Genomic DNA, 23628 nt, shown 5'->3' with positions numbered 1-23628 from the left:
CGTGATGTTGAAGGTCGACAACCTGAGCGTGGCCTATGGCGGCGTGCAGGCCGTGCGCGACGTGTCGCTGCAAGTGCGCCCGGGCGAAATCGCGGCGCTGCTGGGTGCCAACGGCGCCGGCAAGTCCAGCACCCTGCTGGCCATCATCGGTTCGGTCAAACCCAAGGAAGGCCGGGTCGTCTTCGAAGGGCGCGACATCACGGGAACGCCGCCGGACCAGTTGGTCAAGCAGGGCATTGCCATGATTCCGGAGGGCGCGCGGGTGTTCGCGCGCCAGCCGGTCGAGCAAAACCTGCGCCTGGGGGCCTACACGGTGCGCGACGAGCGCGTCTATCGCGAACGGCTTGACAAGGTCTACGCGCTGTTCCCGCGCCTCAAAGAGCGCCGCGAACAGCTGGCGGGCACCATGTCCGGCGGAGAGCGGCAGATGCTGGCGATCGGCCGCGCCCTGATGAGCGGGCCACGGCTGCTGCTGATCGACGAACCCAGCCTGGGCCTGTCGCCGCTGCTGGTCGAGCAGGTGTTCGACGCGCTGGCCGCGCTCAACCGCGACGACGGCCTGTCCGTGCTGCTGGTCGAGCAGAACATGGCGCAGGCGCTGGAAGTCGCGGCGCGCGCCTATGTGATGCAGAGCGGGCGCGTCGCGCTGTCCGGCAATGCGGCCGAACTGGCGGCGTCGGACGAGGTGCGGCAGGCGTATCTCGGCATGTAGCGCGGGCAAGGCGCTGGACGAAAAAAAAGCCCGTCGCGCGAGGCGACGGGCTTTTTGACATGCGGCCGGGGGCGGGCCGTAAGTCGCGAAGGACTTAGAAAATGTGGCGGATGCCCACGCCGGCGCCCAGCTGGCTGGTGCGGCCGGCGATTTCGCCGGTGGCGGCGTCGCGGACCTTGTTGTAGTCCACGGTGCCGTATACCTGGGTGCGCTTGGACAGCGCGTATTCGGCCACGGCCACCAGGGCGTAGCGCTTGCCCTTGTCGCCGTCTTCGACCACGTTCTTGCTCTGGTCGTAGTAGGCGGCGCCGGTGATGGCCCAGCGCGGGGTGGCCTGCCAGGTCACGCCGGCGAAGTAGCCGTTGTCCTTGCGGTCGAGCTGGGCGGTGGTGGTGCCGCCCATGACGGCGTTGACCCAGCCGGTCTGGTCGCGGCCGTTGAAGTAGCCGGCGAAGACCTTGGCGCTTTCGAACTGGTACGAAGCGCTGAAGTTCCACACTTGCTGGCGCAGTTCGGAGTCGTTGCCTTCGTAGGTGCGCATGAAGGCGCCGCCCAGGCCCAGCTGGCCAACGGTATAGCGCAGGCTCACGCCCATCTGCTGGCCGGCCTTGCGGTCCGACCACTTGTCGCCGTTGGCCCACGACGCGATCACGTTCAGGTCGCCCAGCGTGTTCGAGTAGCGGAAGGTGTTGTTGTTGCGCACGCGGCCCATGGCGGCGGGCAGCCACGAGTTTTCGTTGTAGTTACCGACGGTCAGCGGATCGAAGTAGTCCGCCATCAGGTCCTGGATCACCGTGTTCTGCAGACCCAGCGTCAACGCGCCGATGCTGCCGCCGTCCAGGCCGACGTAGGCCAGGCGGTTGAAGGTCTTGCCCGAGCTGGACGAGTTGCCGTTCTGCACGTTGAAGCCTTGCTCCAGGCGGAAGAAGGCGCGGTTGCCGTCGCCCAGGTCTTCCGAGCCGCGCAGGCCCCAGCGGCTGTTGGAGATGGCGCCGTTTTCCATCGAAAGGCGGCTGCCGTCCTCGCCGGACGCGCCGGAGCCGGTATTGACGTAGCGCATGCTGACGTCGGCGATACCGTAGAGGGTGACGCTGGTTTCAGCGGAAGCGGCGCCTGCGGCCAGGCCGAGGCCGGCGGCGGCGAGCGTAAGAGTGATGCGTTTCACTGAGGCTTCTCCTAATGTTTCTGTTCTTAGCGTGGGCCGGGCTTTTGGCTCGGCTGGACGCGCCTGGCGGTTCGCCTGGAGCTGGGCCGTTGCACCGACGCCAGGGGTTGGCGCGGGTCCGGAGCATGGGCCCTCTGTACGTTCCGTGCGCCATAGTGGTGCCAATCCAGAACGCCACGAGGATTCTAGAAAAGTTACGGCTTGTGTAGTGCGTTTATCTTTTTCGCGTTTTCCCTGGGTTTACAGAAATGCAAAAAAGGCGATGACTGGAACAATCCTGGCATTGTTCCAAAAAAAACCCCGTTGCAGGAACGGGGTTTTGGGCGGGTGGTGTGCGGATCAGAGCGTCATGTGCAGCGGCAACCACGTCGCGATGCCCGGCACCAGGTACAGCAGCAGCACCGCCAGGATCATCAGGAAGAACATCGGCAGCGAGGCGCGGGCAATATAGGGCAGCTCGCGCCCGCTCATGCCCGACAGCACGAACAGGTTGAAGCCCACCGGCGGCGTGATCTGTGCCATTTCCACAACGAAAACGATGAAGATGCCGAACCAGATCAGGTCGATGCCGGCCGCCTGCACCGTCGGCAGCAGCACGCCCATGGTCAGCACGACGATGGAAATGCCGTCCAGGAAGCAGCCCAGCACGATGAAGAACACCATCAGCGCCATGATCAGCCAGAACTGCGACAGGCCCAGTCCGCCAATCCACTCGGCCAGCGCCCGCGGCAGGCCGATGTAGCCCATCGCCAGCGTCAGGAACTGCGCGCCCGCCAGGATCAGGGCGATCATGCAATACAACCGGGTGGCCCCCAGCAGCGATTGCATGAAGGTGGCGCGCGACAGCGACCCTTGCAGGCCCGACAGGATCAGCGCCCCGACCACGCCCACCGCCGCGGCCTCGGTGGCCGTGGCCAGGCCGGTGTAGATCGAGCCCAGCACCGCGCCGATCAGCAGCATCACCGGAATCAGGTGGCGCGAACGCGACAGTTTTTCCTTGAACGTCAGGCCCGGATCGGCGGCGGGCACTTCGTCCGGATTGCGGATGGCCCACCAGGCGATGTAGCCCATGAACAACAGCGCCAGCAGGATGCCCGGCACGATACCGGCGATGAACAGCTTGGCGATCGACACGTCCGCCGCCACCCCGTAGACGATCATGATGATCGACGGCGGGATCAGCAGGCCCAGGGTGCCCGCGCCCGACAGCGTGCCCAGGATCTTCGATTCGGGGTAGCCGCGGCGCGTCAGCTCGGGGATGGTCATCTTGCCGACCGTGGCGCAGGTGGCCGCGGACGAGCCCGACACCGCCGCGAAGATGGCGCAGCCGATCACGTTGGTGTGCAGCAGCCGGCCCGGCAGGCGGTTGAGCCAGGGGGCCAGGCCCTTGAACAGGTCTTCCGACAGGCGGGTGCGGAACAGGATTTCACCCATCCACAGGAACAGGGGCAGGGCGGTCAGCGTCCAGCTGGACGAGGCGCCCCAGATGGTGACGGCCATGGCATCGCCGGCGGGGCGGCTGGAGAACATCTCCATGCCGATCCAGGCGGTGCCCGCCAGCGTCAGGCCGACCCAGACGCCGCATCCCAGGAATGCGAAGATCGAGACGACCAGCAGGGTAATGACGAGAAGTTCATTCATGGGTTTGCTGCGAGGTGGCGGCGGCCAGGCCGCGTGAACGACGTACCAGCTCATCGAGCAGGGCGACCAGGAACAGGACCGTGCCCACGGCCATGCTGAGCTGCGGAATCCACAGCGGCGTGGCGTCGTTGGACGTGGAGATGTCGTTGAACTGCCAGGAGTCGTAGGTGAGCTTGACGCTGAAGAAGGCGAAGGCGGCGGCCATCAGGGTGCCCGCCGCCAGCGCGAAGATATCCAGGCGGCGGCTGCCGGCCGGCGACAGCGCGTTCAGCAGCAGCGTCACGCGGATGTGTTCGCCATGCTTGAAGGTGCTGGCCAGCGCCAGGAACCCGGCGGCGGCCATGAAATACCCGGCATAGGCGTCCGTGCCGGGAATGTTCAGGCCAAGCTGGCGCGCGACGATCGCGGCCAGCACCGCAACCAATACACCGATCGTGCACAGGCCGGCCAGCAGGCCGGCCGCGCCGTAAAGTCCATCCAGAAAGCGGCGCATGGTCGTATCACTGCTTCCGGTAGGCGTCGATCATGGCCTGGCCGTCGGCGCCGGCCTTCTTGAGCCAGTCATCCAGCATGCGCTTGCCGATCACCGACAGGCCTTCCTTCAGTTCGACCGTGGGCTTGACGGTTTCCATGCCGTTCTTGGCCAGTTCTTCCTGGTACCACTTGTTCTTTTCCTGCGACAGCTTCCAGCCGCGTTCCTCGGCCTGCGCGCCGGCCTTCTTCAAGGCTTCCTGTGTGGCCGGATCAAGCGCGTCGAACGCCTTCTTGTTGACGATCACGGCGTTCTTGGGCAGCCAGGCCTGGGTGTCGTAGAACTTCTTGATGTACTCGTAGGTCTTGGTGTCGTAGCCGGTGGAGGCCGACGACATGTACGAGTCGATCACGCCGGTGGCCAGCGCCTGCGACAGTTCGGCCTGCTGCACCGTCACCGGCTGGGCGCCGACCAGTTCGGCGATCTTGGCCGTCACCGGGCTGTAGGCGCGCCACTTCAGGCCCTTCATGTCGCTGATCTGCTTGATGTCCTTGTTGGCGAAGATGCCCTGGGGCGGCCAGGCCACCGCGTACAGCAGTGTCATGCCCTGCGAATTCAGCTTCTTTTCCAGGAACGGCTTCTGCGCCTGGTACAGCTTGAACGAGGCGTCGTAGCCGGTGGCCAGGAAGGGCAGGCCGTCCAGTTCGTAGATCGGGTCCTCGTTGGCGAAGTTGGTCAGCAGGATCTCGCCGATCTGGGCCTGGTTGCCTTGCACCGCGCGCTTGATCTCGGGCGCCTTGTAGAGCGAGGCGTTGTTGTGCAGCGTGATCTTGAGCTTGCCTTCCGACAGCGTGTCGACGTCCTTGATGAAGGTCGTCAGGTTTTCGACGTGGAAGTTGCTGGCGGGATAGGCGCTGGGCAGGTCCCACTTGGTCTGGGCCTGGGCGCCGGCGCTGAACGCCAGGACGATGGAGCCGGTCAACAGCGAGAGCTTCTTGAACATGATGGTCCTTCTTTGCGAATGATGAGTGCGGGCAGGGCCCGGAGGCATTGCGAAAAAGCGCGCGGCGCGGCATGACGCATAGCTGAAAAGCCGTGCCATTCTATGTTGCCTCTTGGTCACAAAGTGCCTGCAAGCGCGTGTTTACGGGTAATTCCTAGGCCGCCGGTCCGAAATGCTTGACGATTGAAATAGTGTGCCCACGGGCCGGACGTTGTCTTGCGGCGGCGTCTTTTTCTTCTAAGATCTCGTCATCGCAGTCGTGTCGCAGAGGGTCGTGTGAATTTCGTTTTTCGTCGTGACGAGTTGCTGGTCGAGGAAGCCACCAGCGTGTTGCCGGACCTGGATGCCTGTGGGCGCGCCGGGCTTGGGGCCGACGCCCTGCAGCCGGTCTGGGCCACGCCGGATTCGCCGGCCCGCGCCGCGCATGTCGAACCGGGCATCGAAGCGCCGCACGGCTACGCCTTCAAGAAGCTGCGGTCCTTGTTCGGGGTGCTGGACGAGGAACGCATGGCGCTTGCCGGGCGCGCCTACCAGATCGCCGAATGGGCCCGCACCCATCGCTTCTGCGGCGCCTGCGGCACGGCCACCACGCGCGTCAGCGGCGAGTTCTGCCAGCGCTGCCCGGCCTGCGGCTTCTCGGCCTATCCTCGCATCTCGCCGGCCATGATGGTGCTGATCCGCAAGGGCGACAGCATCCTGCTGGCGCGCCACACCGCCAATGCCGCCGGGCGCTACACGGCCCTGGCCGGCTTTGTCGAGCCGGGCGAAAGCATCGAGCAGACGGTGCACCGCGAGGTGCTGGAAGAGGTCGGCCTGAAGGTCGGCAACCTGAAGTACTTCGGCAGCCAATCCTGGCCGTTCCCGCATTCGCTGATGGTGGCCTACACGGCCGAATACGTGTCGGGCGAGATCCGCGTGCAGGAAGACGAGATCGCCGACGCGCGCTGGTTCGGTCCGGGCGATCCGATGCCAGAGATCGCGGCGCGCATCTCCATTGCCGGTTCGCTGATCCGCGCGCATTTGCCGGCTGGCTGGGACGCGCCATAGCAAGGCGCGGGAGTGCTGCGCGCGCCTTAGGCGGGCATTCATCCTAGGGGTATTCCCTCGAATCGAGGGATTTTTTCCGTCCCTGTTTTGTTTTTTATTGATGAAATATAGATAAATTATTAGTATTTCGCGCAGATAAACTTGTTGCGCGGCCCTTATGACCTCCACGTTGATCGCCTCGTCGGCCCACCTGGCCGGCGGCAGCGCGCCGGACCTGTCCGAAGTCGAATTCGGCCTGATGATCGCCAGCCACGCCTTCGATCGCTGGACCGTGCGCTGCATGGCGGCGGCGGGCCTGCCCGACCTGACGCCCACCGACGTCATGGTGTTCCACCACGTGTTCCACCGCCAGCGCCCCAAGAAGCTGGCCGACATCTGCTTCACGCTGAATGTCGAGGACACGCACATCGTCAACTACGCGCTGAAAAAGCTCGACCGCCTGGGCGTGGTCAAGGGCGAGCGCGCCAGCAAGGAAGTGTTCTACAGCGTCACGCCCGAGGGCGCGGCCATCATCAAGCGCTACGGCGAAATCCGCGAGCAATGCCTGACCGCCGGCCTCGACGCGCCGGGCGGGGGCGGCCTGGAATTCAGCCGCCAGCTGGCGCACACGCTGCGCGCCCTGTCCGGCCTGTACGACCAGGCCGCGCGCGCCGCGACCTCCCTGTAAACCGATACGCGGGGCAGCGCCCCGTACCGCAACCCGCACGCCGCGGCCGGCAGCGCCGTGGCGGCTTCTTGTACCCGAGGATAGTTATGAAGTGGCAATTCTGGATTGATCGTGGGGGCACCTTCACCGACATCGTGGCGCGTCGCCCCGACGGCACCACCACCACCGCGAAGATGCTGTCGGAAAATCCCGAGCAGTACCGCGACGCGGCGGTGGCGGGCATCCGCAAGCTGCTGGGCATCGCGCCCGGCCAGCCGGTGCCGGCCGAGCAGGTCGAATGCGTCAAGATGGGCACCACGGTCGCCACCAACGCGCTGCTCGAACGCAAGGGCGAACGCACGCTGCTGGTGACCACGCGCGGTTTCCGCGACGGCCTGCGCATTGCCTACCAGAACCGTCCGCGCCTGTTCGACCGCAACGTGCTGCTGCCGGAAATGCTCTACGAAGCCGTGGTCGAGGCCGACGAGCGCGTCGCCGCCGACGGCGAAGTGATCCGCGACCTGGACGAGGCCGCGCTGCGCCGTGACATGCAGGCGGCCTACGACAGCGGCATCCGCACCGTCGCCATCGTCTTCATGCACGCCTGGCACGCTACCGGCCACGAGCAGCGCGCCGCCCGCATCGCGCGCGAGATCGGCTTCACCCAGGTGTCGGCCTCGCACGAGGTCAGCCCGCTGATCAAGTACGTCTCGCGCGGCGACACCACCGTGGTCGACGCCTACCTGTCGCCCATCCTCAAGCGCTATGTCGACCAGGTGGCCGGCGAACTGCCCGGCATCCGCCTGATGTTCATGCAATCGAGCGGCGGCCTGACCGACGCGCACCGCTTCCGCGGCAAGGACGCCATCCTGTCCGGCCCGGCCGGCGGCATCGTCGGCATGGTGCGCACCAGCGAGCAGGCCGGTTTCGACAAGATCATCGGCTTCGACATGGGCGGCACCTCCACCGACGTGTCGCACTACGCCGGCGAATTCGAGCGCGAGTTCGAGACCCTGGTGGCCGGCGTGCGCATGCGCGCGCCCATGATGAGCATCCACACGGTCGCGGCCGGCGGCGGTTCGATCCTGCATTTCGACGGCGCGCGCCTGCGCGTCGGCCCGGATTCGGCCGGCGCCAACCCCGGCCCCGCCTGCTACCGCCGCGGCGGGCCGCTGGCCGTGACCGACTGCAACGTGCTGCTCGGCAAGATCCAGCCCGATTTCTTCCCCAAGGTGTTCGGTCCCGACGCCGACGAAGCGCTGGACCGCGACGCCGTCGTGCAGCGCTTTGAGGCCATGGCCGACGAGGTCCGCGCCGCCACCGGCCGCGACATGACGCCGGAACAGCTGGCCGAAGGCTTCCTGGAAATCGCCGTCGGCAACATGGCCGAAGCCATCAAGCGCATCTCGGTGCAACGCGGCCACGACGTCACCGAATACGCGCTGACCGTGTTCGGCGGCGCCGGCGGCCAGCACGCCTGCCTGGTGGCCGACGCGCTCGGCATGACCACGGTCTTCGCGCACCCGCTGGGCGGCGTGCTGTCGGCCTACGGCATGGGCCTGGCCGACCAGACCGACATGCGCCAGAAGACCGTCGAGAAAACGCTCGACGCCGCGCTGATGGCCGAACTGCAAGGCGAACTGGACGCGCTGGCCGAGCAGGCCGTGGGCGAACTGCGCCGCCAGCACGTGGCCGATAGCGACATCGGCGTGCAACGCCGCCTGCACCTGAAGTACCGCGGCACCGACACCGCGCTCGAAGTGCCGTATTCGGACCTGGACCAGGCCCGCAAGGACTTCGAGGCGGCCTATCGCCAGCGCTATTCCTTCCTCATGCCCAACCGAGAACTGGTGGTGGAGACCATCTCGGTGGAAGCCACCGGCGGTGGCGAGCGCGTCACCGAGACGCCCGCTTCGCGCAGCCGCGATGGCGCGCTGGCGCCACGCCGCGCGGTGCGCATGTACAGCGGCGGCGCCTGGCGCGACACGCCGTTGTACGTGCGTGAAGACATGGCTGGCGGCGACCTGGTGGCGGGCCCCGCCATCATCTCCGAGCCGAACCAGACCACCGTGGTCGAGCCCGGCTGGCAGGCCGAGCTGACGCAACAGGACCACTTCGTGATCCGCCGCGTCGAGGCCCGCCCGCAGCGGCGCGCCGTCGGCACCCAGGCCGACCCCGTGATGCTGGAGGTGTTCAACAACCTGTTCATGTCGATCGCCGAGCAGATGGGCTACCGCCTGCAGAACACGGCGTACTCGGTCAACATCAAGGAACGCCTGGACTTCTCCTGCGCCATCTTCGATGCCCAGGCGCGCCTGATCGCCAACGCGCCGCACATGCCGGTGCACCTGGGCTCCATGGGCGAATCGGTGCGCACCGTGATGAACGCCAACGCCGGCCGCATGCAGCCGGGCGACGCCTACGTGGTCAACGACCCGTACCACGGCGGCACCCACCTGCCGGACGTCACGGTGATCACGCCGGTGTTCGACCGCAAGGGCAACGAGATCCTGTTCTACGTCGGCTCGCGCGGCCACCATGCGGATATCGGCGGCACCACCCCGGGCTCGATGCCGCCCGATTCGAAGACGGTCGAAGACGAAGGCGTGCTGTTCACCAACTTCCAGCTGGTCAAGGGCGGCGAGTTCCGCGAACAGGCCGCGCGCGACATCCTCGGCTCCGGCCGCTGGCCGGCGCGCAACCCGGACCAGAACATCGCCGACATGCACGCGCAGATCGCCGCCAACGAAAAGGGCGTGCAGGAACTGCTGCGCATGTGCGATCACTTCGGCCTGGACGTGGTGCGCGCCTACATGGGCCACGTGCAGGACAACGCCGAAGAGGCGGTGCGCCGCGTGATCTCGGTGCTCAAGGACGGCAGCTACGAGTATCCGCTGGACAACGGCGCGGTCATCCGCGTCGCGGTGCGGGTGGACAACCAGGCGCGCAGCGCCGTGGTCGACTTCACCGGCACGTCGGACCAGCTGGACAACAACTTCAACGCCCCGGGCGCCATCGCCGTGGCCGCGGTGCTGTACGTGTTCCGCACCCTGGTCAACGACGACATCCCGCTGAACGACGGCTGCCTGGTGCCGCTGTCGATCATCCTGCCGGAAGGCTCGATGCTGCGCCCGAACCCGCCGGCCTCGGTGGTGGCGGGCAACGTCGAAACGTCCATGTGCATCGTCAACGCGCTGTATGGCGCGCTCGGCGTGCTGGCCGCCAGCCAGGGCACCATGAACAACTTCACCTTCGGCAACGCGCGCCACCAGTACTACGAGACCATCTCGGGCGGTACGGGCGCCGGTCCCGTGCGCATCGATGCCGCCGGTCCCCACGACGAAGGCTTCCCCGGCACTTCGGTGGTGCAGGCGCACATGACCAACTCGCGCCTCACCGACCCCGAAGTGCTGGAGTTCCGCTTCCCGGTGCGGCTGGAGTCGTACGAGATCCGTCACGGCTCGGGCGGGGCGGGGCGCTATCCGGGCGGCAACGGCGGCGTGCGCCGCATCCGCTTCCTGGAAGACATGACCGCCGCGATCCTGTCCAACAACCGCCTGCACGCGCCATTCGGTCTGGCCGGCGGCGGACCGGGCGCGATGGGCCGCAACTACATCGAAAGGCTGGACGGCTCGATCGAGGAGCTTGGTCCGCAGGACAGCGCCCAGTTGCATCCGGGCGACGTGTTCGTGGTGGAAACGCCGGGAGGCGGGGGCTACGGCGCTCGTTGAGTCGGTGGCGTGAGGGCGGGGCGATCCGGGATAGTCATCACGGGTCGCTCCGTCACTCCGGATCGTTCATCACATCTAGCACGATCTCCGCCTTGGCCTTGTGGTCATGGACTCGCAACGTCACCTCGCTATCGCCGATCTCGAAGATCGCGGTGGCGAGCATGTTTTTGCCGTCCGGGTCCTCGGCATCCGTGCGCAGGATCGGCAGGCTTCTGTATCGTTACGAACTGCTTAGGGTATCGGATGAATCGTCAGTTGCTTGACTGTATTGGCGGTTTGACGGCGAGGCGCCTTGGAAAAAAAAGTGTTTGCAGCTGTTGTCTCGGGGTCAATCGGTAACACCGCCAAGAATTTCCCTGAAAGCGCCTCTCCCCTCACATTCCACATAGATTCAAACTGTGTACGACTGAATGTACGATTGCCCATCGATGGATCCGCCAGCCATACGGTGTCTCCGTTGATGCCTCGCAAGACGCTGAAGTGGTCGTCCTTGCGGTGCTTCATGTAAACGATGACTGGCATTCTAAGCCGGGCCAATTGGTCAAAACTCGCGGCAAAGCCTTGAGCCTTGAAGCCGAACTGGGCGAGAGCATTTGTCATGTCCTCGAAGCTGGCTCTTCCATCGGTCTTGTCCATGGCCTTAAGAAGTTGTTCTTCGGTGATTGCCTGACCATAGTGGCTGTCGAGTAGGGTGGCGAGAGATGCGGCGCCGCAAGAGTAGTCCAGATCCTGCTTGACTATCCGGTCGTCGCGCAAATGTTTCCAGCTTCTTACCGGAACGATTCCATGGCTGGAGTGCGTCAGGAGCAGAACGCCTACCGGGCCGGGAAGAATGGCATTGCTCGACGCGCCGGCCGCAACAGCGTTGGCCGCTGCCAGCGCGGCAACGGCGAGAAGCCGCGGCATGATGAAATATGTCTGGTTCATTGCGCCGGGATGACGAGGGGCGGGAGCGGCAAAGCCATTCCCAACATGGCCAGGATGACGCCAAGCGCCGTATACACAAGTATTGTGACCAAGATGGCTGGAATCAGACCGATCGCAATGCCGCCGATGCTGTAGCCGATACTGGCTTTGGGGATCGCGCTCGAGAGGGCATTGGCCCCGACCCACACTGAATATAGCCACAACAGCAGCGTAGCGAGCAGGGACACACCCATGGCGGCCAGGCCGATACCGAGCAGGTCGGCCAGGAGCCAAGAGGTGGCCACCAGGTTGAATAGATTGCCTTGGCCATCCCATCGGCCATCGCGTTTCATCCAGGCTCGCAATGCGCAGACGATGATAAGAAAGGCGGCCCAGGTGGAGATTATTGCTCCGCATAGGGTTACCCACATGGGGACCGCAGGCCAATTCGATTCTGGGGGCAGCACCCCGGAAATCAAACCGCCTGCCAAACCGAGGATCGTGATGGCTAGCGCGGATCGCCAGCGAGGGAAATCGAACCGCGAGAAGGGCAGTCCGCTCAGGCAAAAGAGGGAGAGGGAAGAGGCGATCATTGGGGCTTGTCGCTTAAATGCACCGTGATTGATGGCGTCTGTCAGAACGTTTGGGGTGCATAGTGGTAACCGCAGCAACTGACAGATGCGTTGCTGTCTGGAGCGCTTGATCGTAATAATTCAACGTTGTGGTGGCATAGCGTTCTGATCAGGGTGATTCAAAGAGATAGCCAATCTCGAATTGCTAGAACACCCACTAATAGTATGGCAATCACAAATAACAGGAAGGGGATGAATTCACATACGAAAAAAATAGTGCCAGGGTCGCTCCACTTTATCGAACGAAAATAGTTACGGATTTTTTTACTCATGTGGCTCCAAGCTTTGCTCCGTTTTGAGGTCGCCAAGGCGACTATGGCTACCTTGGCGACTGTAAGATGGTGCTCCGGTTGTTATCGTCTGTGCCAGTAATACTCAACAAGGTTGCGGAAATGGTAGAACCGCATATATGGCGCGGCTTGATAGACCGACCATCCGGCAGCAGAAAGACGAGGGGCATAAAAATACATGTAGTACCGCCACCATGCACCCTCTGTCTCTTTCATTTCCTGCTGTGACAACGTCGCCAGTTGCATTGGGCTATTCGAAGGTTCGAACATCAAATTTATATCGGTCTGATTGAAAACTGCAATCGGTCCGCGTGTCTGCGGTGAGCTGGCATATACCTGCGATGACAGAAGGCCGGCGGTTAGTAGTATTAGCGCTAAGCGTGTTAACTGTTTCATATAGACTCTCTAGGAACTACAACCAGCCTTGAAATAGACTCTCAAGGCACCTATTGACGGTGTTTGCGTCACCGGCAATTTTTTGGGCGGCTTGCCGCCCTTTTTCTTACGATCACACCCAAAATCAAAATGTATACAGCCAGTTGGCTCGCAGCTCCGAACCGCTGCGGCCCGATACATTGGCTTTTAGGGTGGTGGTCAGTGTGCTATCGCTTGTGAGGCCGTAACCGGCGCCAAGTAATAGATCAGTCGAGGTGCGATTGATACCTTGGCTATGACCGTCCAGCCGATCGGCCTGCCGATATGTCCATTGCGCGCCGGTGGTCAGTGTCACGCGGTCGTTGACGGCAAAGCCTACCGACGGGTTGAGCAATAGCAAGTTGCCAGGCTGGTATCGGTAAGAACCATCTGCACGGGCTCGGTTGAACTGATAGGCGGCCGTCAATGAGAATAAGATTGGGTCGATCGCGTGGTAGGCGGTGACGCCTAGCATGGCCGACTTGAGGCTGGCGCTGCCTTGCCTGTGCTTTTCCCGTAAAGCGATTTCCGCAAATCCGAGTACGGCAGGACCGTCGTCGTCTTGCTTGAATTGATAGTTGATGCCTACCCAAGCATCGACGAATCTCGACTCGCTGCTGGTGGTTGTGCCGTCGACACCGCTATTGCGTTGGTTTGATGAGAGGCCGCTTATTCGGGCGTATAGCTCGGTGTCTGTTGTCAGGCCGTATCGCAGGCCGAGTGTGCCTACCACGGTGTCGCTATTACCGAGACTCTCTCCGAGCGAGGTGGGCACGGTGATGAATGACGTCGGCCCCGTCTGGACAATAATCGGTTCGCCGATTGATATGCCAGCGCGGTCTGTGTTGGCGTAGGCCAACGATAATTCCATCCTGAGCTTTCCCGCGTCGGTGATCAGGTTCTCCACCGTAAGAGGCAACTCAGCCCACGCTGGGAGGGGGATAGCTAAAATTAGGCTGGCACAAAGGCGCGAAATACGCATGAGACTCTCAAATAATATTGAGTCTCATTCTATTTTTGGTCGCGGTATTTTTCGATTGGGCTTGGTCCGGGATTTGCCGGAATTGCGCGAGGTCACCTGCATGCCGTGTATACCAAGAACCGTCGTGAGGGAGAGGGCCCCCTGACATTCGTTGGCTAGCATCTCAGTGCATTGCTAATACTTGCGCGCGGTTCTGCGCGCAAGTATTCCTACTCCGGATCGTTCATCACATCCAGCACGATGTCCGCCTTCGGCTTGCGGTCGTAGACCCGCAGCGTCACCTCGCCATCGCCGATCTCGAAGATCGCGGTGGCGAGCGTGTTTTCGCCGTCCGGGTCCTTGGGATCGGTGCGCAGGATCGGCAGTTCGCCCTCGGTGTCATGCAACGCCGTCAGCAGGTCGGCGCCGACGGTGGCGGGCGACCAGGTGTCGACGATGCCCTCGATGCGGCGCTGGCGCTCGCGCGACGAGTCGGTGATGATCTGCGTCTGGCCGCGGCTGGCCTGGTGCACCATGTGGTTGGCATGGCCGTAGCGGGTGCCGATCTCCAGGACCGACGCGGCGCCGGGCGACGCCTCGACGCTGAAGACGCGGGCATCGGCGGCCGAGCCCAGCGTATGGTGGAAGCCGCCGGCGCGCGGCGCGTCGCGCAGCAACGCCACGGCCTCGTCCAGGGTGGCGCAGTCGAGCACCGCGCGCGCTAGCAGCATGCGCGGCACGCCGGGCTGGCGCAGGCGCGTGCGCAGGTTGTTGATGGTCTGCACCAGGCCGGCGCGATTGGCCCCGAAGGTGTGGCCGGGCAGGGAACCCGGGTAATAGAAGCTCAGGTAGCCGGGCGCGTCGTCCAGCGCCACGTCGACCAGATGGCAGCGGCCGTACAGGAACGGATCGCCGTCCTCGTTGTGGCCGATCCAGCGGGTGCCGTCGGCCGCCTTCAGCGCCACCGACGTGCAGCCGTCGCCGCTGCCGCTGCTGTGCAGCAGGTCGCCGCGGCAATTCCACAGCAGCACGTCGGCCAGCGGCAGGCCCAGTCCTTCGGCCAGCCCCTCCAGTTCCTCCCAGACCGCCGGCAGCGCGGCGCGCGCCTGCTCGCCCAGTTCCGCCACGTAGGGGTGGCCGCGCCAGGGGCGCAGCGCCTTCCAGGTGGCGCTCTGGTCCAGGTAGGTCGCCATCAGCGGGCGGGCCAGCTTGCCTAGCGCCACGCCGACCTGGCGCCGGTTGCCGGCGATGCGTACATACTTGTAGGGCATGGGGATTCTCCGGGGTGTCATGCGGATTGTAATTTTTCTAAGCTCTGTCCGGTGGGGACGGATGCGTTAAGATTCCCCGTAAGTTGCTCCGGCGATCCCGGTGTGGCCCGCGCATCATGTCCTAACTACAACCCCGGGTGCTATCGGCCCCAAGAGGAGAGTTTCATGATTAAACGTAAAGTCGCCGCCGCCTTGGTCGGCCTGTCCGTGGCCATGTTCGGCGCCGCCTCCGGCGCCTACGCCCAAGGCAAGGAATTGGTGGTGGCCACCGACACGGCGTTCGTGCCGTTCGAGTTCAAGCAGGGCAACACCTATACCGGCTTCGACGTGGACCTGTGGGCGGCCATCGCCAAGGAACTGAACGTCAAGTACAAGCTGCAGCCGATGGACTTCAACGGCATCATCCCCGGCCTGCAGACCAAGAACATCGACGTGGCGCTGGCCGGCATCACCATCCGCGATGACCGCAAGAAGGTGATCGACTTCTCCGATCCCTACTACGAAAGCGGCCTGGCCATCCTGGTCGGCGAAAAGAACACCGACATCAAGGACGCCAAGTCGCTGGCCGGCAAGACCGTCGCGGTCAAGACGGGCACGGCCACCGTGGACTTCCTGAAGGCCCAGGTGCCGGACGCCAAGCTCAAGCTGTTCCCCAACATCGACAACGCCTACCTGGAACTGGCCACCGGCCGGGTCGACGCCGCCGTGCACGACACGCCCAACGTCCAGTACTACGCCAACACGGCCGGCAAGGGCCGCGTCAAGGTGGTCGGCTCGGTCAAGAGCGGCGACTTCTACGGCATCGCCTTCCCCAAGGGCAGCGAACTGGTGCCGCAGGTCAACAAGGCCCTGGCCACGCTCAAGTCCAACGGCCAGTACGACGCCATCTACGAGAAGTGGTTCGGCAAGAAGCCCTGAGCTTTTCCGCCGGATTGATGTTGCATTTCGGGGCCGCCCGGCAGTCTGGGGCCCCGGCGCTTCGCTCCGGCGACGCCGGGCCCGGGACGGGGCGGCCCCGAGTCGCTTGCGTCGCCGGGCGTTTCCGCCATGATGCGGCGCGCGGGCGCGCCATTGAGGGGTAATCGTGGATTTTGACTGGAATGTAGTGATGGATGCGCTGCCCAACCTGTGGGTGGGCACGCAGATGACCATCAAGATCACTTTCTGGGGCCTGTTCGGCGGGTTCCTGCTGGGCGCGCTCTCCGGCGTGACCCGGGCCTACGGGCATCCGATACTGTCGGGCATCGCCCAGGTGTATGTCGCGGTGATCCGCGGCACGCCGATCGTGGTGCAGGTGATGTTCATTTATTTCGCCTTGCCGCTCTTGGCGAACATCCGGGTGGACGCCGAGTGGGCGGCCATCGTCACGCTCATCATCAATTCAGGCGCCTATATTTCCGAGATCGTGCGCGGCTCGCTGCTGTCGGTCCACAAGGGCCTGAAGGAAGCCGGGCAGGCGATGGGCCTGCCGTTTCACAAGATCCTGTTCCACATCATCGGGCCGGTGGCGTTCCGCCGCATGATTCCGCCGCTGGGCAACCAGTGCATCATCAGCCTGAAGGATTCGTCGCTATTCATCGTGATCGGCGTCGCGGAACTGACCCGCCAGGGCCAGGAGATCATGGCCAGCAACTTCCGCGCGGTCGAGATCTGGTCGGCGATCGCCATCGTCTACCTGATCCTGACGGGCACGATGGCGCTGATCCTGCACCTGGTGGAAAAAAGGATGCGCATACTATGAGCATGGTTGAATTTCATGACGTCACCAAGACGTTCGGCGCGTCCACGGTGCTGGACGGCATCTCGCTCAACATCGACGCGGGCGAGGTGGTCGTGGTGGTGGGGCCGTCCGGCTCCGGCAAGTCCACCTTCCTGCGGTGCATCAATGTGCTCGAAACGATCAACGGCGGCGATCTGCTGGTCGACGGCCTGAGCGTGCACGGCGGCGCCGCCCAGGTGCGCGAGATCCGGCGCGAGGCCGGCATGGTGTTCCAGCAGTTCAATCTGTTCCCGCAGATGACCGCGCTGCAGAACGTCATGTTCGGGCCGGTGCACACGCGCGGACAGAGCCGCGACGAGGCGCGCGAACTGGCCGAGCAACTGCTGGGCAAGGTCGGGCTGGCCGAGCGCATGAACCACTACCCATCCGAACTGTCCGGCGGCCAGCAGCAGCGCGTGGCGATCGCCCGCGCGTTGGCGATCAAGCCCAAGCTGATGCTGTTCGACGAGCCGACTTCGGCGCTCGATCCGGAACTGCGCCACGAGGTGCTGAAGGTGATGCGCGACCTGGCCGAGGAGGGCATGACCATGGTGGTGGTCACGCACGAAATGGAATTCGCGCGCAAGGTCGGCAGCCGCCTGATCTTCATCGACGCCGGCAAGATCGCGCATGACGGTCCGCCAGCCGAACTGCTGGACAATCCGCCCAGCCAGCGCCTGAAGGACTTCCTGCAGCACGTGGCCTGAGCGCGGATCGCCCCACGCTTCAAAGGCCGGAATGAGAGCGCCCCAAGCGGGATGTCACGGATCCGGCTCCGCCGGTCCGTAGACATGCCCCCTTGAGGGGGAAGCGCGCAGCGCTTCGGGGGTGGGGCCTTCCCCTCAGCCCTTCACGCGCACGATCTTCTGCACTTGCGGCACGTGGCGGATGGCGCGGATCACCTGCGCCAGGTGCTTGCGGCTGTCCACCTGGATGGTCAGGTGCAGCGACACCGTCGAGACCGCGTCATCGTGCATGGTCACATGCATGATGTTGGCGTCGGCCGCCGTGACTTCGGCGGCCAGCCGGCCCAGCACGCCGCGCTCGTTGCGCGTGACGATGTCCAGGCGCGTGGCCAGGTGCTTGGCGGTGTGGGCGTCCCAGGCGACGTTGATCCAGCGTTCCGGTTCGCGCAGGCGCTGGCGCATGGCCACCGGGCAGTCGGCGGTGTGCACCACCAGGCCATGGCCCATGCGCATGCCGGCGATGATCGGGTCGCCGGGCAGCGGGCCGCAGCACGGCGCCAACTGCACCGCCTGGCCTTCGTTGCCCTGGATCAGGATCGGGGCGCTGCGCGCCGAGGTCAGCTCGTCCACCGCCGCGGCGGTGGTGGCCACCAGCTGGTGTTCGGGCGCGAAGCGGCGCGCCACGACGGCGGCCAGGCGCTTGCCCAGGCCGATGTCGGCCAGGATTTCCTCGCGTGAGCTGGCGCCGGTGCTGCGCGCCAGCTTCTGCCAGGCCGGGTCGTCGGTGGCCGGCAGCGGCATGTGCAATTCCTGCAGGGCCTGGCCCAGCAGGCGCTCGCCGAAGGCCACCGATTCCTCGTACTTGACGGTGCGCAGGTAGTGGCGGATTTCCGAACGGGCGCGGCCGGTGCGCACGTAGTTGAGCCATTGCGCGTTCGGGCGCGAAGCGGGGGAGGTGACGATCTCCACCGTGTCGCCGCTGTTCAGTTCCGTGCGCAGCGGCACGAACTCGCCGTTGACCTTGGCCGCCACCGCCTGGTTGCCGATGTCGGTATGGATGGCGTAGGCGAAATCCACCGGCGTCGCGCCGCGCGGCAGCGAGATGATCTTGCCGCGCGGGGTGAAGACGTAGACGGCGTCCGGGAACAGGTCGACCTTGACGTGTTCGAGGAATTCGCCCGAATCGCCGGTCTGGCTCTGGATGTCCAGCAGCGATTGCAGCCACTGGTGGGTACGCTTCTGCAGGTCGTTGAGCGTCAGGTCGGCGCCCTTGTACAGCCAGTGCGAGGCCACGCCTTCTTCGGCCACGTGATGCATGTCGCGGGTGCGGAACTGGAATTCCACCGGGGTGCCGTAGGGGCCCACCAGCGTCGTGTGCAGCGACTGGTAGCCGTTGACCTTGGGGATCGCGATGTAGTCCTTGAACTTGCCGGGCACCGGCCGGTACAGCTGGTGCAGCGTGCCCAGCGCCAGGTAGCACTCGGGCAGCGTGTGGACGATGACGCGGAAACCATAGATGTCGAGCACGTCCGAGAACGACTTCTTCTGGTCGACCATCTTGCGGTAGATGCCGAACAGCGTCTTCTCGCGGCCGGTGACTTCGGCCTCGATGCCGGCGGCGGGCAGCGCGGCACGGACCGAGTCGGCGATCTTGCCGATCACCTCGCGGCGGTTGCCGCGCGCGGCCAGCACGGCCTTGTACAACACCTGGTAGCGGTTCGGGTACATGGCCGCGAAGCACAGGTCCTGCAGTTCGCGGAACAGCAGGTTCAGGCCCAGCCGGTGGGCGATGGGCGCGTAGATGTCCAGCGTTTCGCGGGCGATGCGGCGGCGCTTCTCGGGGTTGACCGCGTCCAGCGTGCGCATGTTGTGCAGGCGGTCGGCCAGCTTGATGAGGATGACGCGCACGTCGCGCGCCATCGCCAGCAGCATCTTGCGGAAACTTTCAGCCTGCTGCTCGGCCTTGGTGGCGAAGTCCAGGCGGTCCAGCTTGGACAGGCCATCGACCAGCTCGGCGACTTCAGGACCGAACTTCTCGGCCAGCTCGTGCTTGGCGATGCCCTGGTCTTCCATCACGTCGTGCAGCAGGGCGGCGGACAACGCATTCGCGTCGAGCTTCCAGCCCGCGCAGATTTCCGTGACGGCGATGGGGTGCGAGATGTAGGGCGAACCGCTGGCGCGGAACTGGCCCAGGTGCGCCTGGTCGGCGAAGCGATAGGCTTCGCGCACGCGTTCTACATCTTTCTTGTCGAGATAGCTGCCGATGATTTCGGTCAGCGGCGCCAGCGAGGCGACCGGCGAGGCGGTCGCATCCGCCGCTTCTTGCGCGGCGACGGAGGGTGGCGTGGGGGAATTCTTGTCTTTCTTGCCCGTGCGGCGCCCGAGACGGGAGCCGGCACGTAGCGCGGCAAGCAGACCTGATGAAGCGTACTTCAGCCCGGGAAAAGCCATGCTTGCCGCCCCCCGGAAAAGATCAGGTGGGAACTTTGCGCAGCATTTCCACGCCGGTGAGGCCGCCCGCGATTTCGCGCAGGGCAGTGACCGTGGGCTTGTCTTTGCTGTCCAGGCGCGGGGCATGGCCTTGCGCCAGCTCGCGGGCGCGGTAGGTGGCGGCCAGCGTGAGCTTGAAACGGTTGGGGATCTGGTTCAGACAGTCTTCGACGGTAATGCGAGCCATTAGGACACCTGGTGCTGATGGTGGATAGGGAGAATGCGGTTTCGTTTCAGTGCGCCGCCGGGATGCCGAGCTGCGCAAACAATTCGGCGTGGCGCACGGCCTGAGACGAAAAACGCAGCCGTGCGGCGCTGACGATTTGAGTCAGTTCCGACAAGGCCACGCTAAATTCTTGATTAATAATAACATATTCGCATTCAGGCGCGTGCGCGATTTCGCCGCCCGCGGCCATCAGCCGGCGCGCGATCACTTGCGGCGCATCCTGGCCGCGCGCCTTGAGCCGGCTTTCGAGTTCCTCGATCGAAGGCGGCAGCACGAAGATGCCGATCGCGCCGGGAAAGCGCTGGCGCACCTGGCGCGCGCCTTGCCAATCGATTTCCAGCAGCACGTCGCGGCCCTCGCGGGTGGCTTCGTCGATGCGATCGCGCGGCGTCCCGTAGAAATTGCCATGGACCTCGGCCCACTCCAGCAGGCGCTGCTCGTCGCGCAATTGCTTGAATTCGTCGATGCCGATGAAGCGGTATTCGCGGCCGTCTTCCTCGCCGGGACGCGGCGCGCGGGTGGTGCAGGAGACGGACAGGAGGATGGACGGGTCTTGCTGCAGCAAGGCCTTGACCAGGCTGGACTTGCCGGCCCCGCTGGGGGCGACGACCATGAAGACATTGCCGGAAGTGGCGTGCATGAATGTGACGAGCGTGTGATGCCGAGACCCGAAGAATAGCAAATCGCGCAGCGCGGCAGGGGGAAAACCCTGCGCGCGTCGTCAATGCCAACCACCTGCGGGTTGGGGGCGCGCGATGCGGCCCCGCAAGAAAGCGGCCCCGAACGGCGGCCCGTGGCGGGACCGCCGCGCGAGAGCGGATCAGCGCGCCGCCGCCTGCGTCAGCTTGCCGCCCGGCGCGGGCGCGTCGCTGCCGAGCAGGTGGCCGTTCACCTCGATGCCGTAGAGCGAGTCGTCGGAGTCGTGGTACTTGGCGCGGGTCTTGGCCACCGATTCGGTGTAGCGCGGATCCTGGGGGCGTTCGTGGGCGTTCATGAAGTAGGCCACGTCCCACGCTTCCTGGTCGCTCAGCATGCCTGCCTGGCCCAGCGGCATGTTGGCCTTGATGAAGCCGGCGGCGTTGCCGATCTGGTGCATGCCCGCGCCCCAGTTGAAGGAATCCGGGCCCCACAGCGCGGGGAATACCCAGTGCTCGCCGTTCTTCTGTCCCTTGCCCTCGGCGCCGTGGCAGACGGCACAGTACTGGGCGTAGACCTCGCTGCCGCGCACGTAGTCGGCCTTCTGGGTCGGCTTGGGCAGCTTGAGGTAGCCCTGGCCCTTGAGCGCGACGCCGGTGGGCGCCTTGCTCGCCAGCCAGAACATATAGGTCTGCAAGGCGGTCAGCACCGGGTCGTCGGCCGCGGGCGGCTTGCCGTTCATGCTGAAGCGGAAACAGCCTTGCAGGCGCTCGGCCAGCGTGTTGACGTGGCCGTTCTTGGCGCGGTACGCCGGATACAGCACGTAGGCTGCCCACATCGGCGCGGAATCGGGGCGGCGGCCCGCGTCCAGGTGGCAACTGGCGCAGTTCAGGTCGTTGCCGACGAATTTGCTGGCGTTCTGCGGCGTGTGCAGGAAGATCTGCTCGCCCTGGCGCACGATCTTGCCGAATTCGCTGTCGGGTAGCGACGCGGCGCTGGGCGGCGTGAAGTCGGGGCGCGCATCGGCGGCCACGGCCGCTCCGGTCGACAGCAACGCGCTGGTTGCCGCGGCGGCGAACAGAAGATGAGCGAGTCGGTGACGGATCGGGGTCATTGCTTGGCTCCCGCGGCGGTGTTGGCTTGCGCGGCAAGCAGGTCGGCGGCCTTGGGCAGGCCGGCGTAGTAGGCGGACACGGCGTCGATCTCGGCGTCGGTCAGGCGGGTGGCCACGGCCGGCATCAGGCCGAGCGGGCCGGGCGGACGCTGGCCCTGGCGCCAGGCGCGCAGCTGGCCCGCGATGTAGGCGGCGGGCTGGCCGGCCAGGCTGGGAAAGTTGGCGCCCACGCCGATGCCGCCCGGGCCGTGGCATTGATTGCAGGCTGGCACGTTCTTGTCCCAGGCGCCGCGCGTGGCCAGCCAGGCGCCGGTATCGTCGGGCTTGACCGGATGCCGGGCCGTGGCGGCCAATCGGTCGATGTTCAGCGGCGACGGCAGGCCGGCGTAATAGGCGGCCACCGCTTGCCGCTGCGCGGGGTCCAGCGCCTTGGCGGTGGCGGCCATCACCGGGCTCACGCGCGAGCCGTTGGCCATGGCTTCGAGCTGTTCGGCAAGATAGGCGGCGCCCATGCCCGCCAGATGGGGAAAGCCGGCGGCGGGGTTGCCTTCGCCGTTGGCGCCGTGACAGGTCATACAGGCCGGCGCGCCGTTGGCGCCCTGTGTGCTGATCTGGCGCCCATCGGGAGCGGCCTGCGCGGGACCGGGCAGCGCACCGAGCACGCCGGCGCCCAGCGCCAGCGCGCCCGCCCAACGGACGGTGGAAAAGGGCAGTAATGCCATGATCAAACTCCGAAATTTATTGGAATTTTGGTAATAAGTTAATTTCCAGAAATTATATGGAAATTTGTGACAGATCAAAGCCCGCCAGGGGTTTTGCGCGCGTTCAATTTGCAACAGCGATGGCGGCAATCGCGACGGCGCTGCATCCGTTCGCCGGCTCGTTTCCTGATCCGTGCTTGCCCAGCCGCACTCGGCGCGTAGCGAATGGAACGTTCGCTTGCACCATCGCCAGAATGATTCGGGTAGCATTTCGCCGACAGATAACAAGGAGCATCCAATGCACACGAACGAGATCGACCCTCCCCGCGTTGCGCTGGTCACCGGCGCCGGCACCGGCATTGGCCGCGCGGTGGCGCTGGAATTCCTGGCGCAAGGCTATCGCGTGGTGCTGGCCGGTCGTCGGCGCGAGCCGCTCGAGGCCACGCGCACGGCGGCGGGGGAGGATGGTGTGCGGGCCCTGGTGGTTCCCACGGACGTGTCCGACGAGCAGGCGGTGCGCGAGCTGTTCGACACCACCCAGCGCGAATACGGGCGCCTGGACGTGCTGTTCAATAACGCGGGCCGCGGCGCGCCGGCAATGCCGATCGAGGAACTGCCGGTGGCGCTCTGGCGCGAGGTGGTCGATACCAACCTGACCGGCATGTTCCTGTGCGCGCAGGCCGCGATCCGCGTGATGAAGGCGCAGACCCCGCAGGGCGGCCGCATCATCAACAATGGCTCGATCTCGGCGCACGCGCCGCGGCCGTTCTCGATCGCCTACACCGCCACCAAGCACGCGGTGACGGGCCTGACCAAGTCGATCTCGCTGGATTGCCGTCCGTACCACATTGCCTGCGGCCAGATCGATATCGGCAATGCCGCCACCGACATGACCGAACGCATGGCCGCCGGCATCCTGCAGGCCGATGGCAGCACCAAGGTCGAGCCGCGCATGGACGTGGCCCACGTCGCGCAGGCCGTCGCGGCCATGGCCCGCCTGCCGCTGGACGCCAATGTCCAGTTCATGACGATCATGGCGACCAACATGCCGTTCGTCGGGCGCGGCTGAAGGGATTTTCGCCGGCAACAAAAAAACGCCGCGGGCCAATACCAGTCGTTAAGCCT

Annotated in this window: 21 protein-coding genes; 8 read left to right on the top strand and 13 right to left on the bottom strand. The window is 65.0% G+C overall.

What is annotated here, in order from left to right; translation table 11 throughout:
• Nucleotides 1–4 precede the first annotated feature (4 nt).
• Complete coding sequence (locus DK459_RS23835) at nt 5–712, top strand: ABC transporter ATP-binding protein (protein ID WP_053501252.1); 708 nt, start codon at nt 5–7, stop codon at nt 710–712.
• 94 nt (nt 713–806) lie between these two features.
• Here DK459_RS23835 and DK459_RS23830 read toward each other — a convergent pair whose 3' ends face one another.
• The 4 genes from DK459_RS23830 to dctP form a co-directional block, all read right to left on the bottom strand.
• Nucleotides 807–1877 carry a porin gene (locus DK459_RS23830; protein ID WP_024068739.1) on the bottom strand — a complete coding sequence of 357 codons (1071 nt, stop codon included), beginning with the start codon at nt 1875–1877 and terminating at the stop codon, nt 807–809.
• Between the two features lie 339 nt (nt 1878–2216).
• On the bottom strand, nt 2217–3518 hold the full coding sequence (locus tag DK459_RS23825) for a TRAP transporter large permease (protein WP_006388198.1): 1302 nt from the start codon (nt 3516–3518) through the stop codon (nt 2217–2219).
• Nucleotides 3511–4011, bottom strand: a complete 501-nt coding sequence (locus DK459_RS23820; RefSeq protein ID WP_020927502.1) for a TRAP transporter small permease — start codon at nt 4009–4011, stop codon at nt 3511–3513. Before DK459_RS23820 ends, DK459_RS23825 begins: the two co-directional genes overlap by 8 nt.
• A gap of 7 nt (nt 4012–4018) precedes the next feature.
• Complete coding sequence (dctP, locus tag DK459_RS23815) at nt 4019–4993, bottom strand: TRAP transporter substrate-binding protein DctP (protein ID WP_024068741.1); 975 nt, start codon at nt 4991–4993, stop codon at nt 4019–4021.
• A 276-nt stretch (nt 4994–5269) separates the two neighbouring features.
• Between dctP and nudC the strand changes: the two genes are divergently transcribed.
• From nudC to DK459_RS23800, 3 genes are all read left to right on the top strand, one after another.
• Nucleotides 5270–6040 carry an NAD(+) diphosphatase gene (nudC, locus tag DK459_RS23810; protein WP_020927504.1) on the top strand — a complete coding sequence of 257 codons (771 nt, stop codon included), beginning with the start codon at nt 5270–5272 and terminating at the stop codon, nt 6038–6040.
• Nucleotides 6041–6197: 157 nt separating this feature from the next.
• Complete coding sequence (locus DK459_RS23805; protein WP_006388202.1) at nt 6198–6707, top strand: winged helix DNA-binding protein; 510 nt, start codon at nt 6198–6200, stop codon at nt 6705–6707.
• 86 nt (nt 6708–6793) lie between these two features.
• The gene (locus DK459_RS23800) at nt 6794–10417 is read left to right on the top strand and encodes a hydantoinase B/oxoprolinase family protein (RefSeq protein ID WP_110135105.1); all 3624 of its coding nucleotides are present in this window, start codon (nt 6794–6796) and stop codon (nt 10415–10417) included.
• A 231-nt stretch (nt 10418–10648) separates the two neighbouring features.
• On the opposite strand, the gene DK459_RS23790 is transcribed toward DK459_RS23800, so the two are convergent.
• The 4 genes from DK459_RS23790 to DK459_RS23775 form a co-directional block, all read right to left on the bottom strand.
• Nucleotides 10649–11344, bottom strand: a complete 696-nt coding sequence (locus DK459_RS23790) for a C39 family peptidase (protein ID WP_223203319.1) — start codon at nt 11342–11344, stop codon at nt 10649–10651.
• Nucleotides 11341–11916: a hypothetical protein gene (locus DK459_RS23785; RefSeq protein ID WP_054499487.1), complete on the bottom strand. Its 576-nt coding sequence runs from the start codon at nt 11914–11916 to the stop codon at nt 11341–11343. Before DK459_RS23785 ends, DK459_RS23790 begins: the two co-directional genes overlap by 4 nt.
• Nucleotides 11917–12765: 849 nt before the next feature.
• A complete protein-coding gene (locus DK459_RS23780) occupies nt 12766–13641 on the bottom strand; it encodes a hypothetical protein (RefSeq protein ID WP_054499488.1) in 876 nt (291 codons plus the stop codon).
• Nucleotides 13642–13850: 209 nt separating this feature from the next.
• Nucleotides 13851–14891, bottom strand: coding sequence for a C45 family peptidase (locus DK459_RS23775; RefSeq protein WP_054499489.1), 1041 nt, complete (start codon nt 14889–14891; stop codon nt 13851–13853).
• Between the two features lie 165 nt (nt 14892–15056).
• Here DK459_RS23775 and glnH point away from each other — a divergent pair, with 165 nt between their 5' ends.
• The 3 genes from glnH to glnQ all read left to right on the top strand — a co-directional run bounded on the left by glnH (nt 15057) and on the right by glnQ (nt 17357).
• A complete protein-coding gene (gene glnH / locus DK459_RS23770) occupies nt 15057–15809 on the top strand; it encodes a glutamine ABC transporter substrate-binding protein GlnH (RefSeq protein WP_020927507.1) in 753 nt (250 codons plus the stop codon).
• A gap of 166 nt (nt 15810–15975) precedes the next feature.
• A complete protein-coding gene (glnP, locus tag DK459_RS23765; RefSeq protein ID WP_035360348.1) occupies nt 15976–16632 on the top strand; it encodes a glutamine ABC transporter permease GlnP in 657 nt (218 codons plus the stop codon).
• Entirely contained in the window at nt 16629–17357 is a 729-nt protein-coding gene (gene glnQ, locus DK459_RS23760) for a glutamine ABC transporter ATP-binding protein GlnQ (protein ID WP_020927509.1), read from the top strand. The genes glnP and glnQ overlap by 4 nt, the downstream gene beginning before the upstream one ends.
• Nucleotides 17358–17492: 135 nt before the next feature.
• Here the strand turns inward: glnQ and DK459_RS23755 are convergent, their stop codons facing one another.
• From DK459_RS23755 to DK459_RS23735, 5 genes are all read right to left on the bottom strand, one after another.
• Entirely contained in the window at nt 17493–19787 is a 2295-nt protein-coding gene (locus DK459_RS23755) for a bifunctional (p)ppGpp synthetase/guanosine-3',5'-bis(diphosphate) 3'-pyrophosphohydrolase (protein WP_006388210.1), read from the bottom strand.
• Nucleotides 19788–19809: 22 nt separating this feature from the next.
• Complete coding sequence (rpoZ, locus tag DK459_RS23750) at nt 19810–20013, bottom strand: DNA-directed RNA polymerase subunit omega (RefSeq protein WP_006219679.1); 204 nt, start codon at nt 20011–20013, stop codon at nt 19810–19812.
• A 46-nt stretch (nt 20014–20059) separates the two neighbouring features.
• Entirely contained in the window at nt 20060–20692 is a 633-nt protein-coding gene (gmk, locus tag DK459_RS23745; protein ID WP_020927510.1) for a guanylate kinase, read from the bottom strand.
• Between the two features lie 180 nt (nt 20693–20872).
• Nucleotides 20873–21793: a c-type cytochrome gene (locus DK459_RS23740; RefSeq protein ID WP_054443556.1), complete on the bottom strand. Its 921-nt coding sequence runs from the start codon at nt 21791–21793 to the stop codon at nt 20873–20875.
• Between the two features lie 5 nt (nt 21794–21798).
• Nucleotides 21799–22524 (bottom strand): c-type cytochrome, encoded by a 726-nt coding sequence (locus DK459_RS23735; protein ID WP_054444909.1) that lies wholly within the window; start codon nt 22522–22524, stop codon nt 21799–21801.
• A gap of 277 nt (nt 22525–22801) precedes the next feature.
• Between DK459_RS23735 and DK459_RS23730 the strand changes: the two genes are divergently transcribed.
• The gene (locus tag DK459_RS23730) at nt 22802–23572 is read left to right on the top strand and encodes an SDR family oxidoreductase (RefSeq protein ID WP_006388214.1); all 771 of its coding nucleotides are present in this window, start codon (nt 22802–22804) and stop codon (nt 23570–23572) included.
• Nucleotides 23573–23628: the final 56 nt, after the last annotated feature.

This window comes from Achromobacter sp. RW408, assembly GCF_003184165.1.
Taxonomy (GTDB): Bacteria; Pseudomonadota; Gammaproteobacteria; order Burkholderiales; family Burkholderiaceae_B; genus Achromobacter; species Achromobacter xylosoxidans.
Note: the sequence above shows the minus strand (reverse complement) of the source record. Positions and strands in the feature narration are given on the sequence as shown.

Coding starts and splice junctions, on each gene's coding strand:
- DK459_RS23835 (WP_053501252.1), top strand. CDS start 5: ATGTTGAAGGTCGACAACCTGAGCGTGGCCTATGGCGGCGTGCAGGCC.
- DK459_RS23825 (WP_006388198.1), bottom strand. CDS start 3,518: ATGAATGAACTTCTCGTCATTACCCTGCTGGTCGTCTCGATCTTCGCA.
- DK459_RS23820 (WP_020927502.1), bottom strand. CDS start 4,011: ATGCGCCGCTTTCTGGATGGACTTTACGGCGCGGCCGGCCTGCTGGCC.
- dctP (WP_024068741.1), bottom strand. CDS start 4,993: ATGTTCAAGAAGCTCTCGCTGTTGACCGGCTCCATCGTCCTGGCGTTC.
- DK459_RS23805 (WP_006388202.1), top strand. CDS start 6,198: ATGACCTCCACGTTGATCGCCTCGTCGGCCCACCTGGCCGGCGGCAGC.
- DK459_RS23800 (WP_110135105.1), top strand. CDS start 6,794: ATGAAGTGGCAATTCTGGATTGATCGTGGGGGCACCTTCACCGACATC.
- DK459_RS23790 (WP_223203319.1), bottom strand. CDS start 11,344: ATGAACCAGACATATTTCATCATGCCGCGGCTTCTCGCCGTTGCCGCG.
- DK459_RS23785 (WP_054499487.1), bottom strand. CDS start 11,916: ATGATCGCCTCTTCCCTCTCCCTCTTTTGCCTGAGCGGACTGCCCTTC.
- DK459_RS23780 (WP_054499488.1), bottom strand. CDS start 13,641: ATGCGTATTTCGCGCCTTTGTGCCAGCCTAATTTTAGCTATCCCCCTC.
- DK459_RS23775 (WP_054499489.1), bottom strand. CDS start 14,891: ATGCCCTACAAGTATGTACGCATCGCCGGCAACCGGCGCCAGGTCGGC.
- glnH (WP_020927507.1), top strand. CDS start 15,057: ATGATTAAACGTAAAGTCGCCGCCGCCTTGGTCGGCCTGTCCGTGGCC.
- glnQ (WP_020927509.1), top strand. CDS start 16,629: ATGAGCATGGTTGAATTTCATGACGTCACCAAGACGTTCGGCGCGTCC.
- DK459_RS23755 (WP_006388210.1), bottom strand. CDS start 19,787: ATGGCTTTTCCCGGGCTGAAGTACGCTTCATCAGGTCTGCTTGCCGCG.
- rpoZ (WP_006219679.1), bottom strand. CDS start 20,013: ATGGCTCGCATTACCGTCGAAGACTGTCTGAACCAGATCCCCAACCGT.
- gmk (WP_020927510.1), bottom strand. CDS start 20,692: ATGCACGCCACTTCCGGCAATGTCTTCATGGTCGTCGCCCCCAGCGGG.
- DK459_RS23735 (WP_054444909.1), bottom strand. CDS start 22,524: ATGGCATTACTGCCCTTTTCCACCGTCCGTTGGGCGGGCGCGCTGGCG.
- DK459_RS23730 (WP_006388214.1), top strand. CDS start 22,802: ATGCACACGAACGAGATCGACCCTCCCCGCGTTGCGCTGGTCACCGGC.